The organism is Ktedonobacteraceae bacterium (assembly GCA_035653615.1).
GTDB lineage: Bacteria > Chloroflexota > Ktedonobacteria > Ktedonobacterales > Ktedonobacteraceae > DASRBN01.
In genome coordinates this window covers 46,301-64,884 of record DASRBN010000007.1, presented here as the reverse complement: position 1 = coordinate 64,884, position 18,584 = coordinate 46,301, and the positions used below count along the sequence as shown (strand labels likewise).

Below are 18,584 nucleotides of genomic sequence, written 5' to 3'. Positions count from 1 at the left end.
GTGTTCGCTTCATGAAGCATTTTCTGCTGGAGCATAGGTGAGGATTTCTGGATATGCGCGTGTAGATGTTTGTCATAGCGGCGCAAGGAGAAAAGAATAGCTATATGTTATACTTTTGTTACCAGGAAGCATTTTTAATGAGAAGGATTGATAAAGTATGATACGAGGTGAAAAGGTTTATCTGCGGCCAGTTAGACAGGCTGACCTGGCATTACTCGAGTCCTGGAATGTTGATCCGAAGCATGACGGTGAGTTCAATGACTTCGGCTTTCATCCATCAGGCCCTTTACAAAAGCGCTTTGCCGAGGATGGGCTGATCGGATCGCGCCAGGGTGAGCTACTGGTGGTCAACTATGATGACGAGGTTGTGGGATCGGTGAGCTATCACCAGGAGCGCTATGGGCCGAATGAGGGCAGCATTGCGTATAACATTGGTATTAGCCTCTCGCCGGAATATCGCGGCAAGGGCTATGGCAGCGAGGCCCAAAAACTCCTGGCCGCCTATCTCTTCGCAATATATCCGATCATGCGCGTCGAGGCTTCAACCGATATAGAAAATATCCCAGAACAAAAGGCGCTGGAAAAAGCAGGCTTTCAACGTGATGGCGTAATGCGCAAAGCTCAATGGCGAACTGGCGATTGGCATGATATTGTCGTGTATAGCAAACTGCGCGGGGAGTAGCAGTTGTTCTCACTGCTGGTTGTTGCCAGGCTGCAATGTTTCCATCTTTGCCAGTTCCTGCTCCGAATGCCGCAAACCCATTCGTATTCCGCCTGCCAGTTCTGTTCAATATGCTTCATGAGTGAGTCGCTGTATACAAAATGGGCACAGGCTTAATAATCTGTATATTGCCCGGTACCTTTTAGAGGTATCACTTGATAGGTGAGCTGCGCGCCTGCTTTTGATTTTGTGCTATTGTCCTGCGTAATAATTCCTAATGTTTCTAAGGGCTGCTCTGTCTGTCCGCCGAGCTTGACTTGTGGTAGCACCAGGGTAAACATCCTTGCACCGGAATCAGCAGCCGACTTGAGAGTAGCGGTGATGAGCGTTCCCAGCGAGGAATTCTGGATGTTCAGGTGATCACTCTGAAAGGTGAGGGTTCCATTAGCATCTTCATAGTCAAGCTCGGACGAATTATCCTCGTTGACGTAGTAAGAAATCTTCACCCCTTCACCTGCCAGCAGGAACATGGTAGCCCGGTCACTTTGTTGTGTCATATTTAAGAATCCTCCATCTCATGATGCTCTTCATGCCTGTTAATGGGGCATGCGTTGATATACGGCAAGCCAATTGGTCGCGATTTCAATCTGTGCCTCTTTCAAGGAAATAGCTCCTGAACATACCTGATTGTGCAAGTAGTTTTCAACCTGGTCTTTCTGGTGGAACCCCGGAGTTGGCGATGCCGCTTCAGGCCAGAGATTTGCGATGTCATTGGAGCCACCTAACTCTAAGGAGACGAGGTGATCGACTTCGTATTGGCCTGAAGAGTGATGTGTAATTCCATACTCAGCATAGGCCTGATCTTTTTCACTTGTTGGTACGTTGCGTACTGAGCTTGCGTATCCAGACTTGCAAATTTCCTGCGCTGTCGCATTTGGGAAGATCGCGCCAGGGGTACAGGCCGAATCGGGAAGCCCTCCATGCGCTTGACAACCTGATGTTTTTGTCTGTACCCCAAAGTGAGTGGCGCCGGACGAGGGAGTAGCAGTCGCTGAACCACTCGACGTTATGGTTACATCACATCCGCATAAGAGTAACGACAAAACGGCGATTATTGCCAGGGCAGAAAGAACGTGCTTCATGCGGCTTCCCTTTCATATAAGATAAATTGATCTAAGATATTACCTCAGGCAAGAGCGCCATCACCCATCTTATCACGCCTGTGAGGGCATCCGCTATGCAAAAGAGTTGGAGATCAGGAGATTGACAATCGGCAGCTTCCTGATCCCAATGTTCTCTTGCCGGTTATATATCTTTTACAGTCTTGGGATGCGCCTTGTATTCGTCCCAGGTATGTTGCAGCGCAAGGTCTCCTGGCCCATTACTATAGACGGAAAAGACGGTCATATCGTTTTCCCATCCAGGCGATTGCCAGAAAGCCCTCAGTATTTTGAACCCCACCCTTGCCCATAATCGTTGTATCTAACATTAGCATTATTATAAGGAGGTAAAAAGGGCATGCCTGACTGGTGAAAATGCCCTTTCTAGAAACAACGAGTATGCATGATATCCGTATTGAGCGATGGGCGCACACGCTCGTCCGTTATTGCCTGTATGTGAAAGCAGGAGAAACGGTCTTAATTCGCGCTACCCCATTGGCTGCGCCGCTGGTGGAGGCCGTTTATAGCGAACTGTTACATGTCGGGGCTTTCCCTGTGCCTTTAATTGACCTGGAAAGCCTCGATGAGATTCTTTTGCAGGAAGGAAGCAATGAGCAACTGCTGAGGCCATCGCCTGTGATGAATGCGCTGGCAGAAAAGGTCGATGCCCGGCTTACTATCGAGTCGGAAGGCAATACACGTGCCTGGAGCGGGATTGTGCCGGCACGCGTGGCGAAACGGCGGCAGGCCAATCAAAGTGTCACCCACGTATTGCGCAAACGCGCCCAGGAGAAGACATTCCGCTGGTCATCAACCCTCTATCCCACAATGGCCTATGCCCAGGATGCCGGTATGTCACTGCGCGAATTTGAGGAGTTTGTGTTCGATGTGTGCTTCCTCAATGATGCCGATCCGATAGCGCGCTGGAAGGAACTGGCGGCAAAGCAGCAACGACTGGTAGACTGGCTTGCTGGTCATAAGCAGGTGCGTATTCAGGGCGAGGGAACAGATTTGACGCTCTCCATTCAAGACCGGGTGTTCATCAATAGTGATGGGAAACGGAACTTTCCTAGCGGCGAGTTTTTTACCGGTCCGGTCGAGAACAGCGCCAATGGGGTCGTCCAGTTTGATATACCCTCTAACTATGAAGGCCGCACTATCGAGGGTATACGGTTAGTATTCCGCGAGGGAAGGGTGGTGGAGGCGAGCGCGAGGCAGGGCCAGGACTTCCTGGAGCAAATGTTAGATCTGGACGCCGGATCTCGTTACCTGGGCGAATTTGCTTTTGGCAACAACCCACGAGTGGACCGCAGTACTAAGAACACACTGTTTGACGAAAAAATGGGCGGGACGGTACATTTTGCATTGGGCGCTAGCTATCCTGAAACAGGAGGGGAAAATCAGTCGGCCCTGCATTGGGATATGGTCTGTGATCTACGCAAATCGGGCGAGGTCCGGGTTGATGATACACTGTTTTTGAAGGATGGGAAGATATTAGTCTAGGCTGCTACGGTCGTGTGCAAAATAATCCGGCATTCCGCGGAACGCCGGATTATTTTGCACACAACTACAGTAATTTATTGCGATACAAAGATTGTGGCATATGCTGCAGCCACCTGTTGGCCAAGGCTATTAAAACTGGTCGGATGTTTCCATCCACCATTAGTCAGCATATCGGCATCGAAGTAGGTGGAACCAAGCGCATTGGCCTGGATAAAAGGAATAATGGTGTTGGGTGACGGCTGGCCGTATTGCCCGCCCCATTCTCCTATAATGAACCCCTGGTTATGTGCCTGTGCGAATGAGACGTTCTTAGAAGCACCCTGCGAAGGATTCCAGTTGGGATCATAGATGTGGGTATCCCAGATGATGTTCGGCTGTGAAAAGTTGGGGAAGCGACCGGATTCAATATCCGGCTGGTCGTGATTGTAGACCATGATAAGTGAGCGAGGCGCATATTGCCGCACCGTGTTGATGCGGGCGTTCATATCCTGGAAGTAGGTTTGCTCCGAGATGCCCTGTAAGTCCGCGTTGCCCGGTTCATTCCAGACATCGAAGATGATGGCGGGGTCGTTGGCATACAACTGTGCCAGGCTGGCAAGGGCAGCAAGCGCAGTCGGCTGGTAAGAAGATTTCTCCTGTGGATTGGGAGGATTGTTCTTTTGTGCCTGGTTTTGTGATGGGCACAGGCTAACATGATAGCCCATACCATCATCGCCACAAGGAGGATTGTGAAACTGGGTGGCGTTATCCAGGATCACGTAGTTGCCTTGCTGCTCCTGCCACTTTACGACCGTCTCTAACCATTGACGGAAGTGCATTCTTACATCCGGCACGTAGACATCGGTGTTCCACCAGTAGGCGTTGTAGGCTTCCCGCACGACATTCATGGCAATATGCTGTTTGAACCAGCTAATGGCGGAGGGAGGGGCATGCCCGGCTGAAGCCAGGAACAAGCCTCCCATATTCAGTCCTACCAGGTGAACAACGCAATTGTTTGCATCGACAATTTTACCGTTTGCTACATGCAGCCATGAAAAAGTATAGGAGCCGTCGGGATTTTGTGTGACGCCGCAGCCGTTGGCAGTATTTGGTACCTTCTGTGGGCCTTGCGTGCCATGGCTGCCGCCGCCCTGTGAGTTTTGCGGTGGAAGTGTAAGTGATTGCCCTGGCGCATTATGAGGAAATAGCTTGATACCATTGTTTACTAATTGGTTCAAGCCACCCTGATTGCTTGCCAGGTAAATGGTCAGCGGACCGATGATGACCAGTAAGAGTAACACAATACAGCCCAATCTTCGAACGAACGAAGATTTTGGCCTCAAACCGCGTGAAAGGCGTATCAAGTTCTTCATAGATGTGTCACCCTGCTTTTTTCTATATAGAGGGTAACAAATATGTGCCGGGTTTGCAATATACAAGAACTTATTTCCTACCGCCTGCGCTATGACCTGCATGGTTATCTCTCGCTTTCCACAATTCTCATCTCGTTGCCAATGTGCGTCATCGTGAGCGATGAATTACATCCATGCAATCTGGCACTTTTTCCATCAACGTATTGACATACTCCAATACATAAAGAAATATATTGAAGCATGTCGATTGGTCAGGTTCTATAATCGGTAGGTTTATAAAATTCTGGAGAGGGAATGGGGTTTTTCTGATGTGGTATCATTGACGCTTCCCTTTTTAAAGTCATAGAATAGGAGTAGTATCATAACGTTTTCTTGTGCTGGATAGCACTAGTTTTTCTGGGAGGCTTTTTTTGGACCAGGAACAATTGAAGACTATCGAAGATGTACAACGGGCAATGTTTGACGAGCGTTATATCGCCGATCGCAGCCTGGCAACGGCCGTGTTCCTGGCGCTGAAACGACGCAAGCCGCTCTTGCTTGAAGGCGAGCCAGGAGTTGGCAAGACCGAGGTAGCCAAAGTTTTGGCTGCCGTCCTCGATACGAACCTGATTCGTTTGCAGTGTTACGAGGGGATCGATGTGAACACTGCCGTCTACGAGTGGAATTATACGCGCCAGATGCTGCATATTCGCCTGATGGAGGCACAGCGACTCAACCGCTCTGAAGAACTCAAGGAAATTTTTGGTCCCGATTTTCTGATAACCCGCCCGCTATTGCAGGCTATTGATCCGTCGAATGCCAAAGCTCCTGTTTTGCTCATCGATGAATTGGATCGCAGTGACGAGGAGTTTGAGGCGTATCTGCTCGAACTGCTGTCAGATTTCCAGATTACAATTCCTGAAATCGGCACCATTCGTGCGAAAGAGACGCCGGTCGTAATTATTACCTCTAACCGCACGCGCGAGATTCATGATGCGCTGCGGAGGCGCTGCCTGTATTATTGGATTGATTATCCTACATTAGAGAAAGAATATTCTATTGTGCTGGCACGCATGCCCGGCGTACCGGAGCGGCTTGCCAAGCAGGTATGCGCGTTTGTGCGCGAATTGCGCAGTATCGATCTGTTCAAGGCCCCCGGCATCGCCGAGACGCTCGACTGGATCAGCTCACTACTGGCGCTCAATCAGATAGAGTTGGTCGAGGGACCGGTACGCGATACATTGGGCGCGCTGCTCAAGTACCAGGATGATGTACTGAAGGCCGGCGGCAGCGAGCTCTACAAGATGATCCGCAAGGCGCAGGGAGTAGCCTGAGTATGGGCATACAGGGGCAACCGCAACAAAATGGTGATTACTTTGCTGCCGAGCCACTGCGTCCGGTTGAACTTGAGCGCGGCGCGCGCCTGCTTTTCCGGCTTACCGAATTTGGGCGTATTCTCTGGGAGTCTGGTATTGATGTAGGGCCTCGCAAGATGCTCGACCTTGCCGAGACGCTGGATTATATCGATATCACCAACAAAGAGGATTTCTATAATACGCTCAAGTGCAGCCTGCTTGCCAAACATGAGCAGGAGCCGGTGTTCAATCAGCTGTTCCTGTATTATTGGTATATGCGAGATCGGCAGGATAAGAAGGCGAACAATGCATCCGGGGCAGCAAAACGGGATGAGCGTCAGATGCGCCTGCCCCCTTCGGAACGGAAACGCCTGGCGGAACACCTCAATTCGCAGTCGGAACAGCGTAAAGACCTGCGCCCGGAGATGCGCGAAAGCGAACGCCGCCGTCGCAAGGATGAGCGCATCGAGCAGGAGGATGACGACGATGCCGCCAATCCACAGGGAACAGCGTACAGTGCCATCGAGATGCTGAGGAAGAAAGACTTTGAGTCTTTTACCTGGGATGAGGTGCAGGAGGCCAAGCGGTTGATGGCCGAGATGCGCTGGCACCTGGGTATGCGGCCTACACATCGCAAGTCGCCTGCTCGCCATGGCTCCTATCCTGATATGCGGCGTATCGTGCGCCGTAATCTCAAGTATGGAGCGGAGTTTCTGGAACTGACGTGGCGCGAGATTCGCTATAAGCCGCGCCCGCTGGTCATCATCTGTGATATCAGTGGTTCGATGAGCCTGTATTCACGGCTGCTCTTGCATTTCATTCATACCATTTCTAATGGCTTGATGAATGTAGAGGCGTTTGTTTTCGGTACGCGGCTTACACGTATTACGCGCCAGTTAAAGAAACGTGATGTCGACGATGCCGTGCGCGATGTGTCAAAATTAGTGCAGGATTGGTCGGGCGGAACACGTATTGGGGACGCGCTGCACTACTTCAATCGTAAATGGGCCAGGCGTGTACTGGGGCATGGGGCCGTAGTGCTGATTATCAGCGATGGCTGGGATCGTGGCGACGCGGGTATGCTTGAAGTGGAGATGGATCGCTTGCAGCACAACTGTCACCGGTTGATCTGGCTGAATCCGTTGCTGGGTTCTCCTGATTACCGACCGCTGACGATTGGTATGAAGACAGCACTGCCGTATATCGATAATTTTTTGCCTGCTCATAACCTGGATAGCTTGATCAGCCTGGGCAATCTACTGGCGGCTATCGACGATAGCAGGCCGGTACGCAGCGCGGCGGCCCGCCGTAAAGCTGCTGCTGAATGGAGTAAGCCACGGGTGTGGTGAGCGGTAATCCATATAGAATGGCGTGTACCAACGAAAAGGAGGTCTGTTATGCGTGATATTCTGCCTGATGTCGAGAAGTGGCGCGAAAACGGCGAGCGTGTGGCGGTGGCTACTGTCGTATCGATGGCCGGATCGGCTCCCCGCAGGCCAGGAGCAAAACTGGCAGTGAGCGAGAAAGGCGAGTTGTCCGGTTCGGTCAGCGGGGGATGTGTTGAGCCTGCTGTCGTGCATTCGGCCATGGAAGTGATTAAGACGGGCAAGCCGCAGATGCTCGAATTTGGCATTTCAGAAGAGGAAAACTTCGAGAAGATAGGGCTGGCCTGCGGCGGAACGATTCGTGTCTTCGTCGAGCGATTGGATTGGTAAGGTCATGGGCGAACTTTACGACGAATTGAGGGATTTGCTGAAGCAGGAAAAAGGTGTCGCATTGGCCACCATCGTGCAGGGCGAGGAGGAGTATCTAGGCGCGAAGATGCTGGTGTATCCGGGCAAAAAAACGCGCGGCACGCTTGGAAATGCCGCGCTTGATACCCTGGTTGTTGAGGATGCCGAGCGGGCCATCTGGAATGGGGATGCAGGAACGCAAACCTACAGCGTGGAAAGCGAAACCGGTGCTTTAGCTTTTGATGTCTTCATCGAGGGCTTTCCGCCGCCGCCAACGCTTTTAATTGTAGGCGCGGGGCACATTGCTATCCCTTTGACTACTTTTGCCAAAACCCTGCATTATCGCGTCGTAGTGATCGATGCGCGCGCGGCATTCGCTACCCGCGAACGCTTCCCGCATGCCGATGAGCTGATTGTGGCCTGGCCCGATGAGGTCTTGCAGGAGATGGATCTCAATCCTTCGACCTCGGTTGCCGTTTTGACACATGATCCCAAGTTCGACGAGCCGACATTGCAGGTTGTGTTATCACGCAATGTCGGCTATATCGGTGCGATTGGCAGCCGCAAGACGAAAGAGGAGCGTGATGAGCGACTGAGGCAGAAGGGACTGACAGATGAACAGTTGCGCCGCATTCATGGCCCGATCGGATTGAATATAGGTGCAACCTCGCCTGAAGAGATGGCCCTGGCAATTATGGCCGAAATCGTGGCTACTCGTCATGGCAAGGATGCTAAAGCCATAAATGATTGGTCAAAAAAATAGGTTCTCCATTCATTTGAATGAATCGGCGATGGGCGCAGTAAACCGGCCTCTACCGTAGAGGCCGGTTTACTGCGCCCATCGCCGATTGACAACCAAAACCGGTCATCGGCCTTGCGGTCATCCTGGATTCTGCTCTTTGCTCATTGCTGGGAAATGAGACTTCCTGGTAATTGATTCGTTCATATACTTAGTGATCAGTCGCTTATGCATTCTAAAATAGAACATTGATCTCTATAATCTGATACTTCAAGGATTTTTATTACTGTTTACTTGCTTTTTTATCTCCCATGGTAAGGAGTTTTTATGAGCCAGTGTGAATATTGTGGTTCCGAGTTACCCGCGGGTGCCAGGTTTTGTGGTGTATGTGGGCGTGTTCAGGGTAAGGGTCAGGGAGCCAACGGGTATCCTGCTGTGAATAGAAATAACGCGGACGAAACGATCGGTACAGGCCCATCCAGCAGTAGAAGAGGGTCTTCGCGTCGCCCTTATCAATTTACGCCTCTCTCTCCTGAGCCTGGTGCAAATATGCAGAAGCCAGAACCATTCATACTAAGAGCGCCCCAGCAACAGGTTCAGGATCAAGCGTGGCCTCCTGTCCAATCGTCTGCTCCCTCGCCCCCGGCCAGGCCTGATGCGACACCGGGAAGAAGCCCTGGAAGTTATAGCTCAGGACGTCCGGTTGCGCGTCCGGCTTCAAACCGGCGTCCGCGCAGGCGCAAAGGTTGCCTGATCGGATGCCTGTCTGTCGTACTGCTGCTAGTGATAGTTATAGGCTTTGCGGCAGTAACCCTGCAAAAGGTGCTGGCATTCGGTTCGGCGATTTCTACCCAATCTCCACTCAGCACGCAGACAGGCTACATGGGGGGCAGTGATCGCGTAAACCTGCTGGTGATGGGTTATGGTGGAAGCGGTCATGATGGAGCATACCTGACAGATTCTCTGGTAGTGATGAGCCTGCTACCGAATAATGGTCATACTACGCTGGTATCGGTGCCGCGAGACCTCTGGGTGCAGATTCCAGAAGGCTCTGGAAATTATGGTAAAATCAATTCTGTCTACGAGTATGCATCCAATAACAATGCGAATCCGGTTGCGGGCGGCAATGCGGCAGCGCAAAAGATATCGCTTATTACCGGCCTGGATGTGAAATACTGGTTGACCATCAATTTCACAGGATTTAAGGATTTCATTGACGCCATTGGTGGAATCGATGTCTATGTGCCCGATTCCTTCAATGCCTGCTATCCAAGGAATGATGATGCAAGCATAGACCCGGGCTGGATTAAGGTTCAATTCAACAAGGGTTGGCAGCATATGGATGGTGCCCGAGCGATTGAATATGCGCGCGCGCGTGAGCCACTGGAAGTATGTGGCAAGGGCACGTCTGAGAATCAGGCCGAGTTGACCGATTTTGCCCGTTCGGCACGGCAGCAGATCATCATCAAGGCCGCGCTATCAAAGGTGAAGTCGGTTTCTACCTGGCCTAGCCTGTATAATGCATTGAACGTGCTGTCAAAAGCCATCTACACAAATCTGTCGCTGGCCGATCTGGGACTGTTTGCCCAGAAGATGAATCTAGATAGTGCGCACCGTGTGAGCTTAAGCAATCAAAATGTGTTGATGGATGCCACATCCAACAATGGGCAATACATTTTATTACCTGTGAATGGCAACTGGCAGGCTATTAAGGATTATGTGAAGAAAAATTTGTACAATTGAAAGTTGTACTTCTTCCCACAAGGAGGCAGGTATGGCGCAGCGCGATTCCCGTTTGATCGGAGGTATCTATCGGGTAGGACAGGTTCTCGCGAGCGGCTCTATTCTTTCGATGTATAGCGCCTATAATCGCAATACGAGTGATGTGGTGGGGTTGCTGGTGCTGGAAGTGCCACCAACTATAGGAGCGGAGGTTGCGCAACAGCTGCTCCAACCGCTGGAACGAAGGCGCCAGGTAGAGTCCCCGCATGTGATCCATGTCTACGATTGGGGGATAGATGGCTCCCGCGCATTCATCGCGACCGATCCACCGCGCGGAGTGACGCTGCGCAGCATACTCGAGGACGAAGCATTAAATTTGCGGCGCGCGGTGGATATCGCGCAGCAGATGGCGCAGGGACTATTTGCTTTACAGGCAGAAGGAATAATAGATACAGACCTGCGCCCGCAGCTGGTAACGGTAGACACTGTAGATGGCGCGGATCGCGTACAATTAGACGATGTCGGGCTGCGTTTATTAATGACGCAACTCGGCTATATTCATAGCCAGCAGGCGGATGATCTCTGGAATCTAGACCCTCGCTATCTGGCGCCTGAATCTTTGCAGCAGGGGCCAGTTGGCCCCTGGACGGATGTCTATCAACTCGGGTTGATTTTATTTGAACTGGTGACGGGCCGGGCCCCTTTTGTCGGGCATACACCTGCTGAGACGGCCGCGTTACAGAGCAGCGCTCCTGTTCCTCGCCTGGAACAGTTCCGTCCCAATACGCCCGCGGCACTGCAAGCTGTGATCGACCGGGCTATGGCGAAGGACCCGGCTCAGCGCTTCCCGAATGCCACCGCACTGCTTACGGCTTTAGAGGCCTTGCCTCTTCCACAACGCTCGCTTGCAGGTGATCAGCCTGGGGGTGCCCATATAACGGGTGAAATGACGACGGTTCGAGATACAGGGGATATTTCCTTAAGCGATACGGTGATCGATGATACGGTAACAGATGTACCTACTGCTGTGGATGGTGTACAGCTTGTGCCAGCGGAAGAGGGAGTGTATGCATATTTATGCCTGGAGAAAGATGGGAAAGATATACAGCGCTTCGCCATTAAGGATAAGTATGTGATCGTCGGGCGCGTTGACCCGAAGCGCGGCCTGAAACCTGAAATCGATCTTACACCTGTCGATCCTCGTATGACAGTCTCGCGGCAGCACGCGCGTATACGTTACGAGAAGACAGCCTTTCATATCGAGGACTTGAAGAGCCGCAACAAGACGCGGCTTGGTGAAACACCTCTAATTCCGCTGAAGCCGGAACCGTTGCAACATGGCGATGTCGTGCAATTTGGCTCTGTACGCCTGGTTTTTAAGATTCCCGGTATGCCCGAACCGGTGGTTGACAGGCCTGATAAGGGGAGCCAGCCATAAATGGGTGCAAATTGCACCTGGTTTGAGAAAGATGCTTAGACCTCATCCATGCCCTCCTTCTTAAGAATGCGCTTGAGGTGGTGGAGACCAAGACGCATGCGGGCCTTGACCGTACCGAGAGGCACTTGCGTACCCTCGGCAATTTCAACATGTGTCCATCCTTGAAAGTAGGCCAGTTCGATTACCAGGCGTTGTTCGGGGGCAATCTTCATGAGAGCCGCTCGTACCTGCGAACTCTGGACGTTCCGCCATGCTTCATCCCAGACATCGGGAAATACAACTGTTTCTTCGAATTCAACTTCTTGCAACGGGGCTTCGTGTAAGACTGAGCGGCGGCGTACTTTGCGCAGGTAATCAATCGTGCGGTGATGGAGGATAGAGATCAGCCAGCTGCGTGCTCCTCCCGCCTGGGGAGAAAAGGAGGTGGCCCGTTTCCACACGGCTATAAATGCGTCTTGTAGCAGGTCTTCGGCTACCTGGTGATCCGCTACCATGCGATAGGCAAGCGAGTAGAGGATGCGGCTATAGCGCTGGTACAGCAATTCCATGGCCCATGCAGCTCCCCCGGCAATCGCATTAAGCAGCGCTTCATCACTTGGTTCGTCTCTGATATCAGCATCCGAAAAACTCTGCATAGCAGTTTTTTTACACTCCCTATCTAATAATACGAGATCAGGCTGCGATTAGATCATTTTGGGACCGGCCTCTGCTTCTATTGTAACAGATTGATGGGCCGGGTAATGATAAAAACCTGGATGGGTCAATTTTTATTGTGAAAGGTCTCTTGTTTTGCGCCCATTGCTTCTGGTAATATGAAGTACGAATGAGGATGAAAGGGTAAGAAAGAACTATGGATGATTCCTTTCCGTGCTGGTATCCAGTACAAATCCGCTTCCGGGACCTTGATCCCCTGGCGCATGTGAACAATACCGTCTACTTTACCTATTTCGAGGAGGCCAGAAGCTATTATTTCAACCAGCTCGAAACCTGGCTGAATGAATGGCCCTCCCGTGAGGAGCATCAGGAGGTCGAAGGCATTGTTTCGCATCCACCGCATAATCCTCGCATTCAAACGCGGCCCAATGGAAGCCATTACGGTCTGCTGGTCAAAGAGATTTCTTGCACGTATGAACTGCCCTTGATCCGTTCTGATCGTGTCGAAGTCGGTGTCCGTGTGGTGCGGGTAGGGCGCACCAGCTTCACAATGGAACACCAGATACGCGATATGACCGAACACGAACGCATCTTTGCGGCAGGTAAATCGGTCATGGTCTGGTGTAATTATCTCAACGGTCGTCCGCATCCTGTTCCGCGTTCTCTGCGCTTTGCGTTTGAGCAGATGGAAGGCAAAGCGTTTCCCCCACCTTAACTTGCCAGGCGGTCTCACCAGGTTCAATGGGTGCTGAAAAGCACTTCTGGAAGAACTAATAGCAATGCAATCTGAAGGTGCAAGTAATCCATGAAAAATCCTTTGACGTATTACTGTTTGTATTGGATTGTACGGGGGGAATGGCGTTAAAAACGTCACGTACAATGCCGCTCTACATTGTATGACTGGCATTATCTCGCCAGGCAATAAGTGGAGCGGATATTATTTTATTTATCTCAAAATCCCTTTTCGAAAGGAATATTAAAACTAGAGCAAATCTTTTTCCTTCTCCTTCTCTGATTCCGTACAAAAGGCTCCGTACAGGTAAAACTGAAAATCGGAGCCTTTTGTATTTCAACTGCTACATGATTGAAGTTCCTCGTTATGGTTGAGGGAAACGGAGACCCTTATAAAATACCAGGCTGCCGGTGTTCTATAGGCTTCCATTGACTCTTGCTAGAGCAGTAGAAGAGACGAAAAAGTGCTAAGCTTAGAAATAGATTAAGAATATAAAAAATCCATGAAAAATTCAATCTCTTCGGTCAAGTACTTGACAAACAATACTATTTGGGTTATGATTGCGGTGGGAAGATAGAGAGAGTCTTCTACGTGTCCGTGTGAGACACAAGAGAGAAGGGGAGATGGATGATGGAAAGTGGTGATGTTATGGTATCAAGGCTTCTGCCGGGTATGAGGTTATGAACGAGGTAGACCGTGTGCAGGGGCTGAGATACCAGCATGAAAGGATGCAGAATGAAAATAGCTCACATAGCTCCCCCCTGGATAGCTATTCCGCCGAAGAACTATGGTGGGACGGAGATTGTGATTTATAATCTGGTAGAGGAGCAGGTGGCGCAGGGGCATGATGTCACGTTATTTGCGCCGGGCGATGCCAGAACCTCGGCAAAGCAAGTGTCATTTTTCCCGAAATCATTGATTGATGAGGGAATACCATGGGCTGCGCACCTGAAGCCTTTTTACCACCTGTACAAGTCTTTTGAGCAAGTCAAGGATTCCGATTTTGATATTGTACATACCCATCTTTCCTCAAGTTCGGATATGTACATTTTTCCGCTTTCGGCTCATCTAGAGACACCTCATGTAACGACGCTGCACAGCTGTTTCCCGTTTGATCGTGTGCGAGAATGGACAGGTGAAGCGGATAAATATTATATGGAGTGGGCTCCATTTGTGCCGGTGGTCGCGATTAGTGAAAGTGCCATGGAGGAGGTGCCCCATAACCTGAATTTTGTGGGAGTCGTACACCATGGCATACCGATGGAGACATTTCGCCCGTTAGATGTACCGCGAGGCGATTTTTTTGTGTGGTTGGGCCGCTTCATGCCTGAGAAGGGTCCGCACCTGGCAATCGAGGCTGCGCGCAAAGCGGGAGTACCGCTTACTCTCGCAGGTATCGTAGATCGTCATTTACCCGAGTCGATTAACTACTTTGAAGAGTTGATCAAGCCCCATATTGATGACGAACAGGTCAAATATATTGGGCCGGTAAATATGGAGCAAAAGATTCGCCTCTTGAGCCAGGCACGGGGATTTCTCAATCCTATCGAGTGGAACGAACCCTTTGGGATGGTCATGATTGAGTCCATGGCGCTGGGCTGTCCCGTCATTTCGTTCCCGCGGGGAGCCGCGCCAGAGATTGTGGCGCATCGCAAAACCGGTTTCCTGGTGCATGACGTAGAAGAGATGGCACGGTTCATCCCGCGTATTGATGACATTAATCGCGATGAGACGCGTGCATACATCGAGAAGAATTTTTCGGTGCGTGCCATGGCTAATAAATATACCAGGATATATAAGAAGGTAATTGCCATGGGTAAGGAAGCGGGCGTGCGTAAGTACGAGGAGAAGCGCCAGAAGAAGCCGGTACTCACTCCACCTTCCGTTCCAGATTTCATTAAAACAGTCTTGCCTGTTCAACTCCCTTATCTAGGGGGTCAGGCTCAGGCTAGCAGGGCAAAGGTGAAGCTGGAACCAGGCCCTTGAGACGTTCAGCAGGTAGGGCGAAGTAAAGGCGAATGGCTCTCAAAAGGGCAGTTACAGAAGCCATAAGGTGTTCTGCCCTTATTGAGCTATTTCGCCATTTTTCATCTTTACCTGCGGGCGGGAAACGAGATGCTACTTTAGTTCGTGATTTGCAAGCCAGAGATCGTAGTCCTCAAATATGCCCTCCTCAATCACGAAGAAGCCTGGGATGGTGAAGACGGGAGCGGATTGACCAATCCTCACCTTGAGCCGGTAAATAGCCAGGTCGTTGTCTGATTTGCCGGTATAGCCCACGCGTTGTGCCAGGCCGCAAATTTGGTCAGGGGCATCCATAGTAGCCACCGGAATTTTGCCCCAGGATTTGCGATAGGTAGCCCGCTGTATTGCGACGGCGGGAATATATATGCGGCGAGCTTGTGCCTGCTCGGGTTGTTTCATAAGAGTGTCCTTTATCTATACTTGAATCCCTTCAAGCATAACAGGCAAAGGAAAAAAGGCCAGTTGTAATGTAAATAAGAGTACTGGTGAGCATGCCTGCTTTGCTTCAACGGAATGATGTGCTCTCTGCCAGAATGTAGGGTTACTACCGTTAATACGATTAAGGATGAGGAAGCGTTTCATGGAATTTTCGACATTTCTCCAGAATTCTAATGAACTTCCAAGGAAAAAGGGCTATTTTTTATTGAACAGTTACAAAAAATAAGGTAAAATACAACTGATGTTTTCTGAGGGAGACAGATTTTTATAAATAAAGAGGGGCCAATGCTTGCATCATGAGGACGTTTCGTGGCCCCGGGAGGTTAAAGAGATGACAGAGGGTATTGGGGAGTATATTCGACAGGCACGCCGGCAGCGTAACCTGACACAAACTGAACTGGGAGGAGACCGGTTCTCAAAGTCCTATGTCAGTGCTGTAGAACGGAATAAAATAGTGCCCTCCCCGGATGCGCTCAAATTTTTTGCGCAGCGACTGGAGCAGTCTGAGGACTACTTTACTACTCTTTTTGTGCAGCCTGAGTCTTCGGGAACATTATCCACGATGAATGATCTGGGTCTGACAGCCGCTACCGGTCACATGATTCAGGATGATGAGCTGGTCCTGCTCGATACCATGCTTGACCATACCGAGTTCAATACGTTCCCGGTTCACTATGAACAGTTACCAATGCTATCTCCCGAGGCTATTGCATTGTTGCCACCCGCACGGCAAGCCCGCTACTATTTTCTGTTAGGACTGATAGCCCAGCAGAATAATAATCTCTCGACGGCACTGTATGCTTTTGAACGCGCGCTCATGCTTGCTCCGGCACGCCACTATCCAGCAATCCTCGATGAACTTGGTAACAACTATTACCTGGCTGAGGCTTACCAAACGGCATTAAATTACTACATACGAGCATTACATAGCCTGCAAAAAAACTCGATGAATGGGACATCTTCTGCAATGCTTTTTAAAATCGAACTGCATTGTGGCAATGCCTACCGGGCCCTTGGAGCCTATCGCGAAGCGTGTGAAAGCTACGAACGAGCGCGTGAGTGTCTGAACTCCCTGCATGATATGAATAGCGCCGGCATGCTCTATTGGGGATTAGGCTATTGCACCTATGAACTCTTGCAGCAAGAGGTAATGCTTGCGGATGCTTCTCACCCCCGTTTCACTATGGAAGAGATTGAACGACAGTACCAGCGCGCTATCAGCTTTCTGATCCAGAGTAAGAGTGTCTACCAGGTAAGCGGTGATTACAAGGAAGAGGCAAAAGTTGGGCTGACTCTAGCGCTGGTCCAGCTGGACTTCTATGCCTGGCGCAGAGGGCTTTCTAAAGCGCAGAAAGACCAGGATAGCAAGCGCACTTTTTCCACGCTCACCTCCTTGCTACAAGATGCGGAGGAGCAGTGCCGGCAGGTACTTATGCGCTATGAGGAGCATTTAAAGGATGCTGATGCCTCATCTATTGAGCTTGATACCAGTGTCTTCGTTGCCCTGGCGTATATGATACGTGTGTACGTAGAGCGGGCAGCTGCCGCTCGATTGGATGGATATCAGGATACGGCCAATCGCAATAGAGCAATAGCATCTTACCTCTGCCAGGAATCTTTTAGCACATTTTTATGGGAGGATGCTTCAGGAACGCATTTGCACAATGCATTGATGATGGATGTGCGAAGTATAGCGTATCGCTCAGCATATCTGCCGCATTTCCCTGACTTATCAGGTAGCCTTGCCGGAGGTTCGCGAAACCCCATCAGTCGGGCCGAACTCTTCTTCGCTGCCGGAACGGTTGCCGAAGAACTCGGTCGCGCTGCCAGCGAGCAGGATTATGCCAGCGATTGTTATGCCCGCGCCAACCAGTTTTACGAAGCAGCGCTCAATGGGGCTCGTGCGGTAATAACTTCGCGAGAGGGTGATCCGGGTTACCTGGTACGCATGTACCAGCGCTGTGTCGCTTTACTGGAAGAGCGTATCGAAACGGCTCCTGATCTCTATGAGGAGACGACCAATACATTGTTGGCTCTGCTCAAAAATGCCCTCTACCAGTTACAATTTCCGCCTGTGCCCGTAACAAGAGATGCAGGAGTAAGCTAGCATTGAAAGGAGTTTGCCCATTCGCAAACTCCTTTTTAGCTCTACAATATGCGCGGTCAATAAGATGCAGTGGCTTGAAGTTGTGTCGCCAGTGCCGCCCGGAGCAATGGCTTGGCACGTTGAAAATATGTTTTTGCAGTTGCTTCCGGCATTCCTAATGACTGGCCGATTTCAGAAAAACTGAGCTGGGCGGTATAGCGCAATATAACGACCGAGCGGAAACGTGGAGGTAATCCCTGGATAGCTCGTTGCAAGAGGCGCTGCATGTCGCGATGTTCTACCAACTCTTCCGGTAAAGGACCGTTATCGGGCAATGCAGCCAGAGCTGGTTCTTCGTCATCACCGCCAATTTCTAGCTCCGAGAAATGAACGACGCGTTTGCGGCGAAGTTCGTCCAGGCAGCGATTGCGCGCAACCTGAAACAGCCAGGACTTCAGCGGTTTATCCTTGTGCAGTGTGGAGAGGGAAATAAAGAGCTGGAGGAAAACCTGTTGTAGCACATCACAGGCCAGGTCATAATCCCCCAGTAAGTGACAAATAAAGTTGAAGAGCGGAGTGCTGTAGCGGTGTACGAGCGTTTCGAATGCCCATTGATCTCCTGCAAGTGCCTGTTGAGCCAGCACACCATCCGGGATTTCGGCATATGGCGCTCTATTTGGTTCCTGGATTTCCTGGATTTGCATCTGAAACATCTTTCTTTATCGAATAAAAAGGGCTGCTGCTTCCCTAGAGAAAATGGTGTTTGAAATCGTCTAATAACGTATCGAAAAGGACCCCGCCTTTTCAAGGGGAAAAATTGGCTCTCAACTGTTGCTGTTATAAGTTACAGCAATACATACTTCTTACTACATATTTGGTGGAATTACTCAAGAATTCCAAAGAAGTTTTCTCCCACATATATTGCACGAATTTTCTTCTGAAAAAGTTGCTACTCTTAACTCCAGAGTTACAAATTCTCAGGATTCTCATTTATTTTTAAGTAATG

At 50.5% G+C, this 18,584-nt stretch carries 17 protein-coding genes; 11 read left to right on the top strand and 6 right to left on the bottom strand.

The window, feature by feature from the left end:
- The first annotated feature begins 157 nt into the window (after nt 1-157).
- A complete protein-coding gene (locus VFA09_04510; protein ID HZU66520.1) occupies nt 158-682 on the top strand; it encodes a GNAT family protein in 525 nt (174 codons plus the stop codon).
- 152 nt (nt 683-834) lie between these two features.
- On the opposite strand, the gene VFA09_04505 is transcribed toward VFA09_04510, so the two are convergent.
- Entirely contained in the window at nt 835-1,218 is a 384-nt protein-coding gene (locus VFA09_04505) for a hypothetical protein (GenBank protein ID HZU66519.1), read from the bottom strand.
- Between the two features lie 39 nt (nt 1,219-1,257).
- Complete coding sequence (locus VFA09_04500; protein HZU66518.1) at nt 1,258-1,803, bottom strand: HNH endonuclease; 546 nt, start codon at nt 1,801-1,803, stop codon at nt 1,258-1,260.
- Between the two features lie 417 nt (nt 1,804-2,220).
- Between VFA09_04500 and VFA09_04495 the strand changes: the two genes are divergently transcribed.
- Nucleotides 2,221-3,324, top strand: coding sequence for an aminopeptidase (locus VFA09_04495; GenBank protein ID HZU66517.1), 1,104 nt, complete (start codon nt 2,221-2,223; stop codon nt 3,322-3,324).
- A gap of 74 nt (nt 3,325-3,398) precedes the next feature.
- On the opposite strand, the gene VFA09_04490 is transcribed toward VFA09_04495, so the two are convergent.
- Nucleotides 3,399-4,604, bottom strand: coding sequence for a cellulase family glycosylhydrolase (locus VFA09_04490; GenBank protein ID HZU66516.1), 1,206 nt, complete (start codon nt 4,602-4,604; stop codon nt 3,399-3,401).
- A 482-nt stretch (nt 4,605-5,086) separates the two neighbouring features.
- Between VFA09_04490 and VFA09_04485 the strand changes: the two genes are divergently transcribed.
- The 6 genes from VFA09_04485 (at nt 5,087) to VFA09_04460 (ending at nt 11,642) form a co-directional block, all read left to right on the top strand.
- Nucleotides 5,087-5,989: a MoxR family ATPase gene (locus VFA09_04485; GenBank protein HZU66515.1), complete on the top strand. Its 903-nt coding sequence runs from the start codon at nt 5,087-5,089 to the stop codon at nt 5,987-5,989.
- A 2-nt stretch (nt 5,990-5,991) separates the two neighbouring features.
- Nucleotides 5,992-7,359 (top strand): VWA domain-containing protein, encoded by a 1,368-nt coding sequence (locus tag VFA09_04480; protein ID HZU66514.1) that lies wholly within the window; start codon nt 5,992-5,994, stop codon nt 7,357-7,359.
- 48 nt (nt 7,360-7,407) lie between these two features.
- On the top strand, nt 7,408-7,725 hold the full coding sequence (locus VFA09_04475; GenBank protein ID HZU66513.1) for an XdhC family protein: 318 nt from the start codon (nt 7,408-7,410) through the stop codon (nt 7,723-7,725).
- The gene (locus VFA09_04470; protein HZU66512.1) at nt 7,697-8,506 is read left to right on the top strand and encodes an XdhC/CoxI family protein; all 810 of its coding nucleotides are present in this window, start codon (nt 7,697-7,699) and stop codon (nt 8,504-8,506) included. Before VFA09_04475 ends, VFA09_04470 begins: the two co-directional genes overlap by 29 nt.
- 303 nt (nt 8,507-8,809) lie before the next feature.
- Entirely contained in the window at nt 8,810-10,225 is a 1,416-nt protein-coding gene (locus tag VFA09_04465; protein HZU66511.1) for an LCP family protein, read from the top strand.
- 31 nt (nt 10,226-10,256) lie between these two features.
- The gene (locus tag VFA09_04460; GenBank protein ID HZU66510.1) at nt 10,257-11,642 is read left to right on the top strand and encodes an FHA domain-containing serine/threonine-protein kinase; all 1,386 of its coding nucleotides are present in this window, start codon (nt 10,257-10,259) and stop codon (nt 11,640-11,642) included.
- 35 nt (nt 11,643-11,677) lie between these two features.
- Here the strand turns inward: VFA09_04460 and VFA09_04455 are convergent, their stop codons facing one another.
- Entirely contained in the window at nt 11,678-12,277 is a 600-nt protein-coding gene (locus VFA09_04455; protein HZU66509.1) for a sigma-70 family RNA polymerase sigma factor, read from the bottom strand.
- 215 nt (nt 12,278-12,492) lie between these two features.
- Here VFA09_04455 and VFA09_04450 point away from each other — a divergent pair, with 215 nt between their 5' ends.
- Nucleotides 12,493-13,011, top strand: coding sequence for a thioesterase family protein (locus tag VFA09_04450; protein HZU66508.1), 519 nt, complete (start codon nt 12,493-12,495; stop codon nt 13,009-13,011).
- A gap of 753 nt (nt 13,012-13,764) precedes the next feature.
- Nucleotides 13,765-15,015 carry a glycosyltransferase family 4 protein gene (locus VFA09_04445; GenBank protein ID HZU66507.1) on the top strand — a complete coding sequence of 417 codons (1,251 nt, stop codon included), beginning with the start codon at nt 13,765-13,767 and terminating at the stop codon, nt 15,013-15,015.
- 132 nt (nt 15,016-15,147) lie between these two features.
- Here the strand turns inward: VFA09_04445 and VFA09_04440 are convergent, their stop codons facing one another.
- Nucleotides 15,148-15,453 (bottom strand): hypothetical protein, encoded by a 306-nt coding sequence (locus tag VFA09_04440; GenBank protein HZU66506.1) that lies wholly within the window; start codon nt 15,451-15,453, stop codon nt 15,148-15,150.
- A 370-nt stretch (nt 15,454-15,823) separates the two neighbouring features.
- Here VFA09_04440 and VFA09_04435 point away from each other — a divergent pair, with 370 nt between their 5' ends.
- Nucleotides 15,824-17,599, top strand: a complete 1,776-nt coding sequence (locus VFA09_04435) for a helix-turn-helix transcriptional regulator (GenBank protein HZU66505.1) — start codon at nt 15,824-15,826, stop codon at nt 17,597-17,599.
- A 56-nt stretch (nt 17,600-17,655) separates the two neighbouring features.
- Here VFA09_04435 and VFA09_04430 read toward each other — a convergent pair whose 3' ends face one another.
- Entirely contained in the window at nt 17,656-18,282 is a 627-nt protein-coding gene (locus VFA09_04430) for a sigma-70 family RNA polymerase sigma factor (protein ID HZU66504.1), read from the bottom strand.
- Nucleotides 18,283-18,584: the final 302 nt, after the last annotated feature.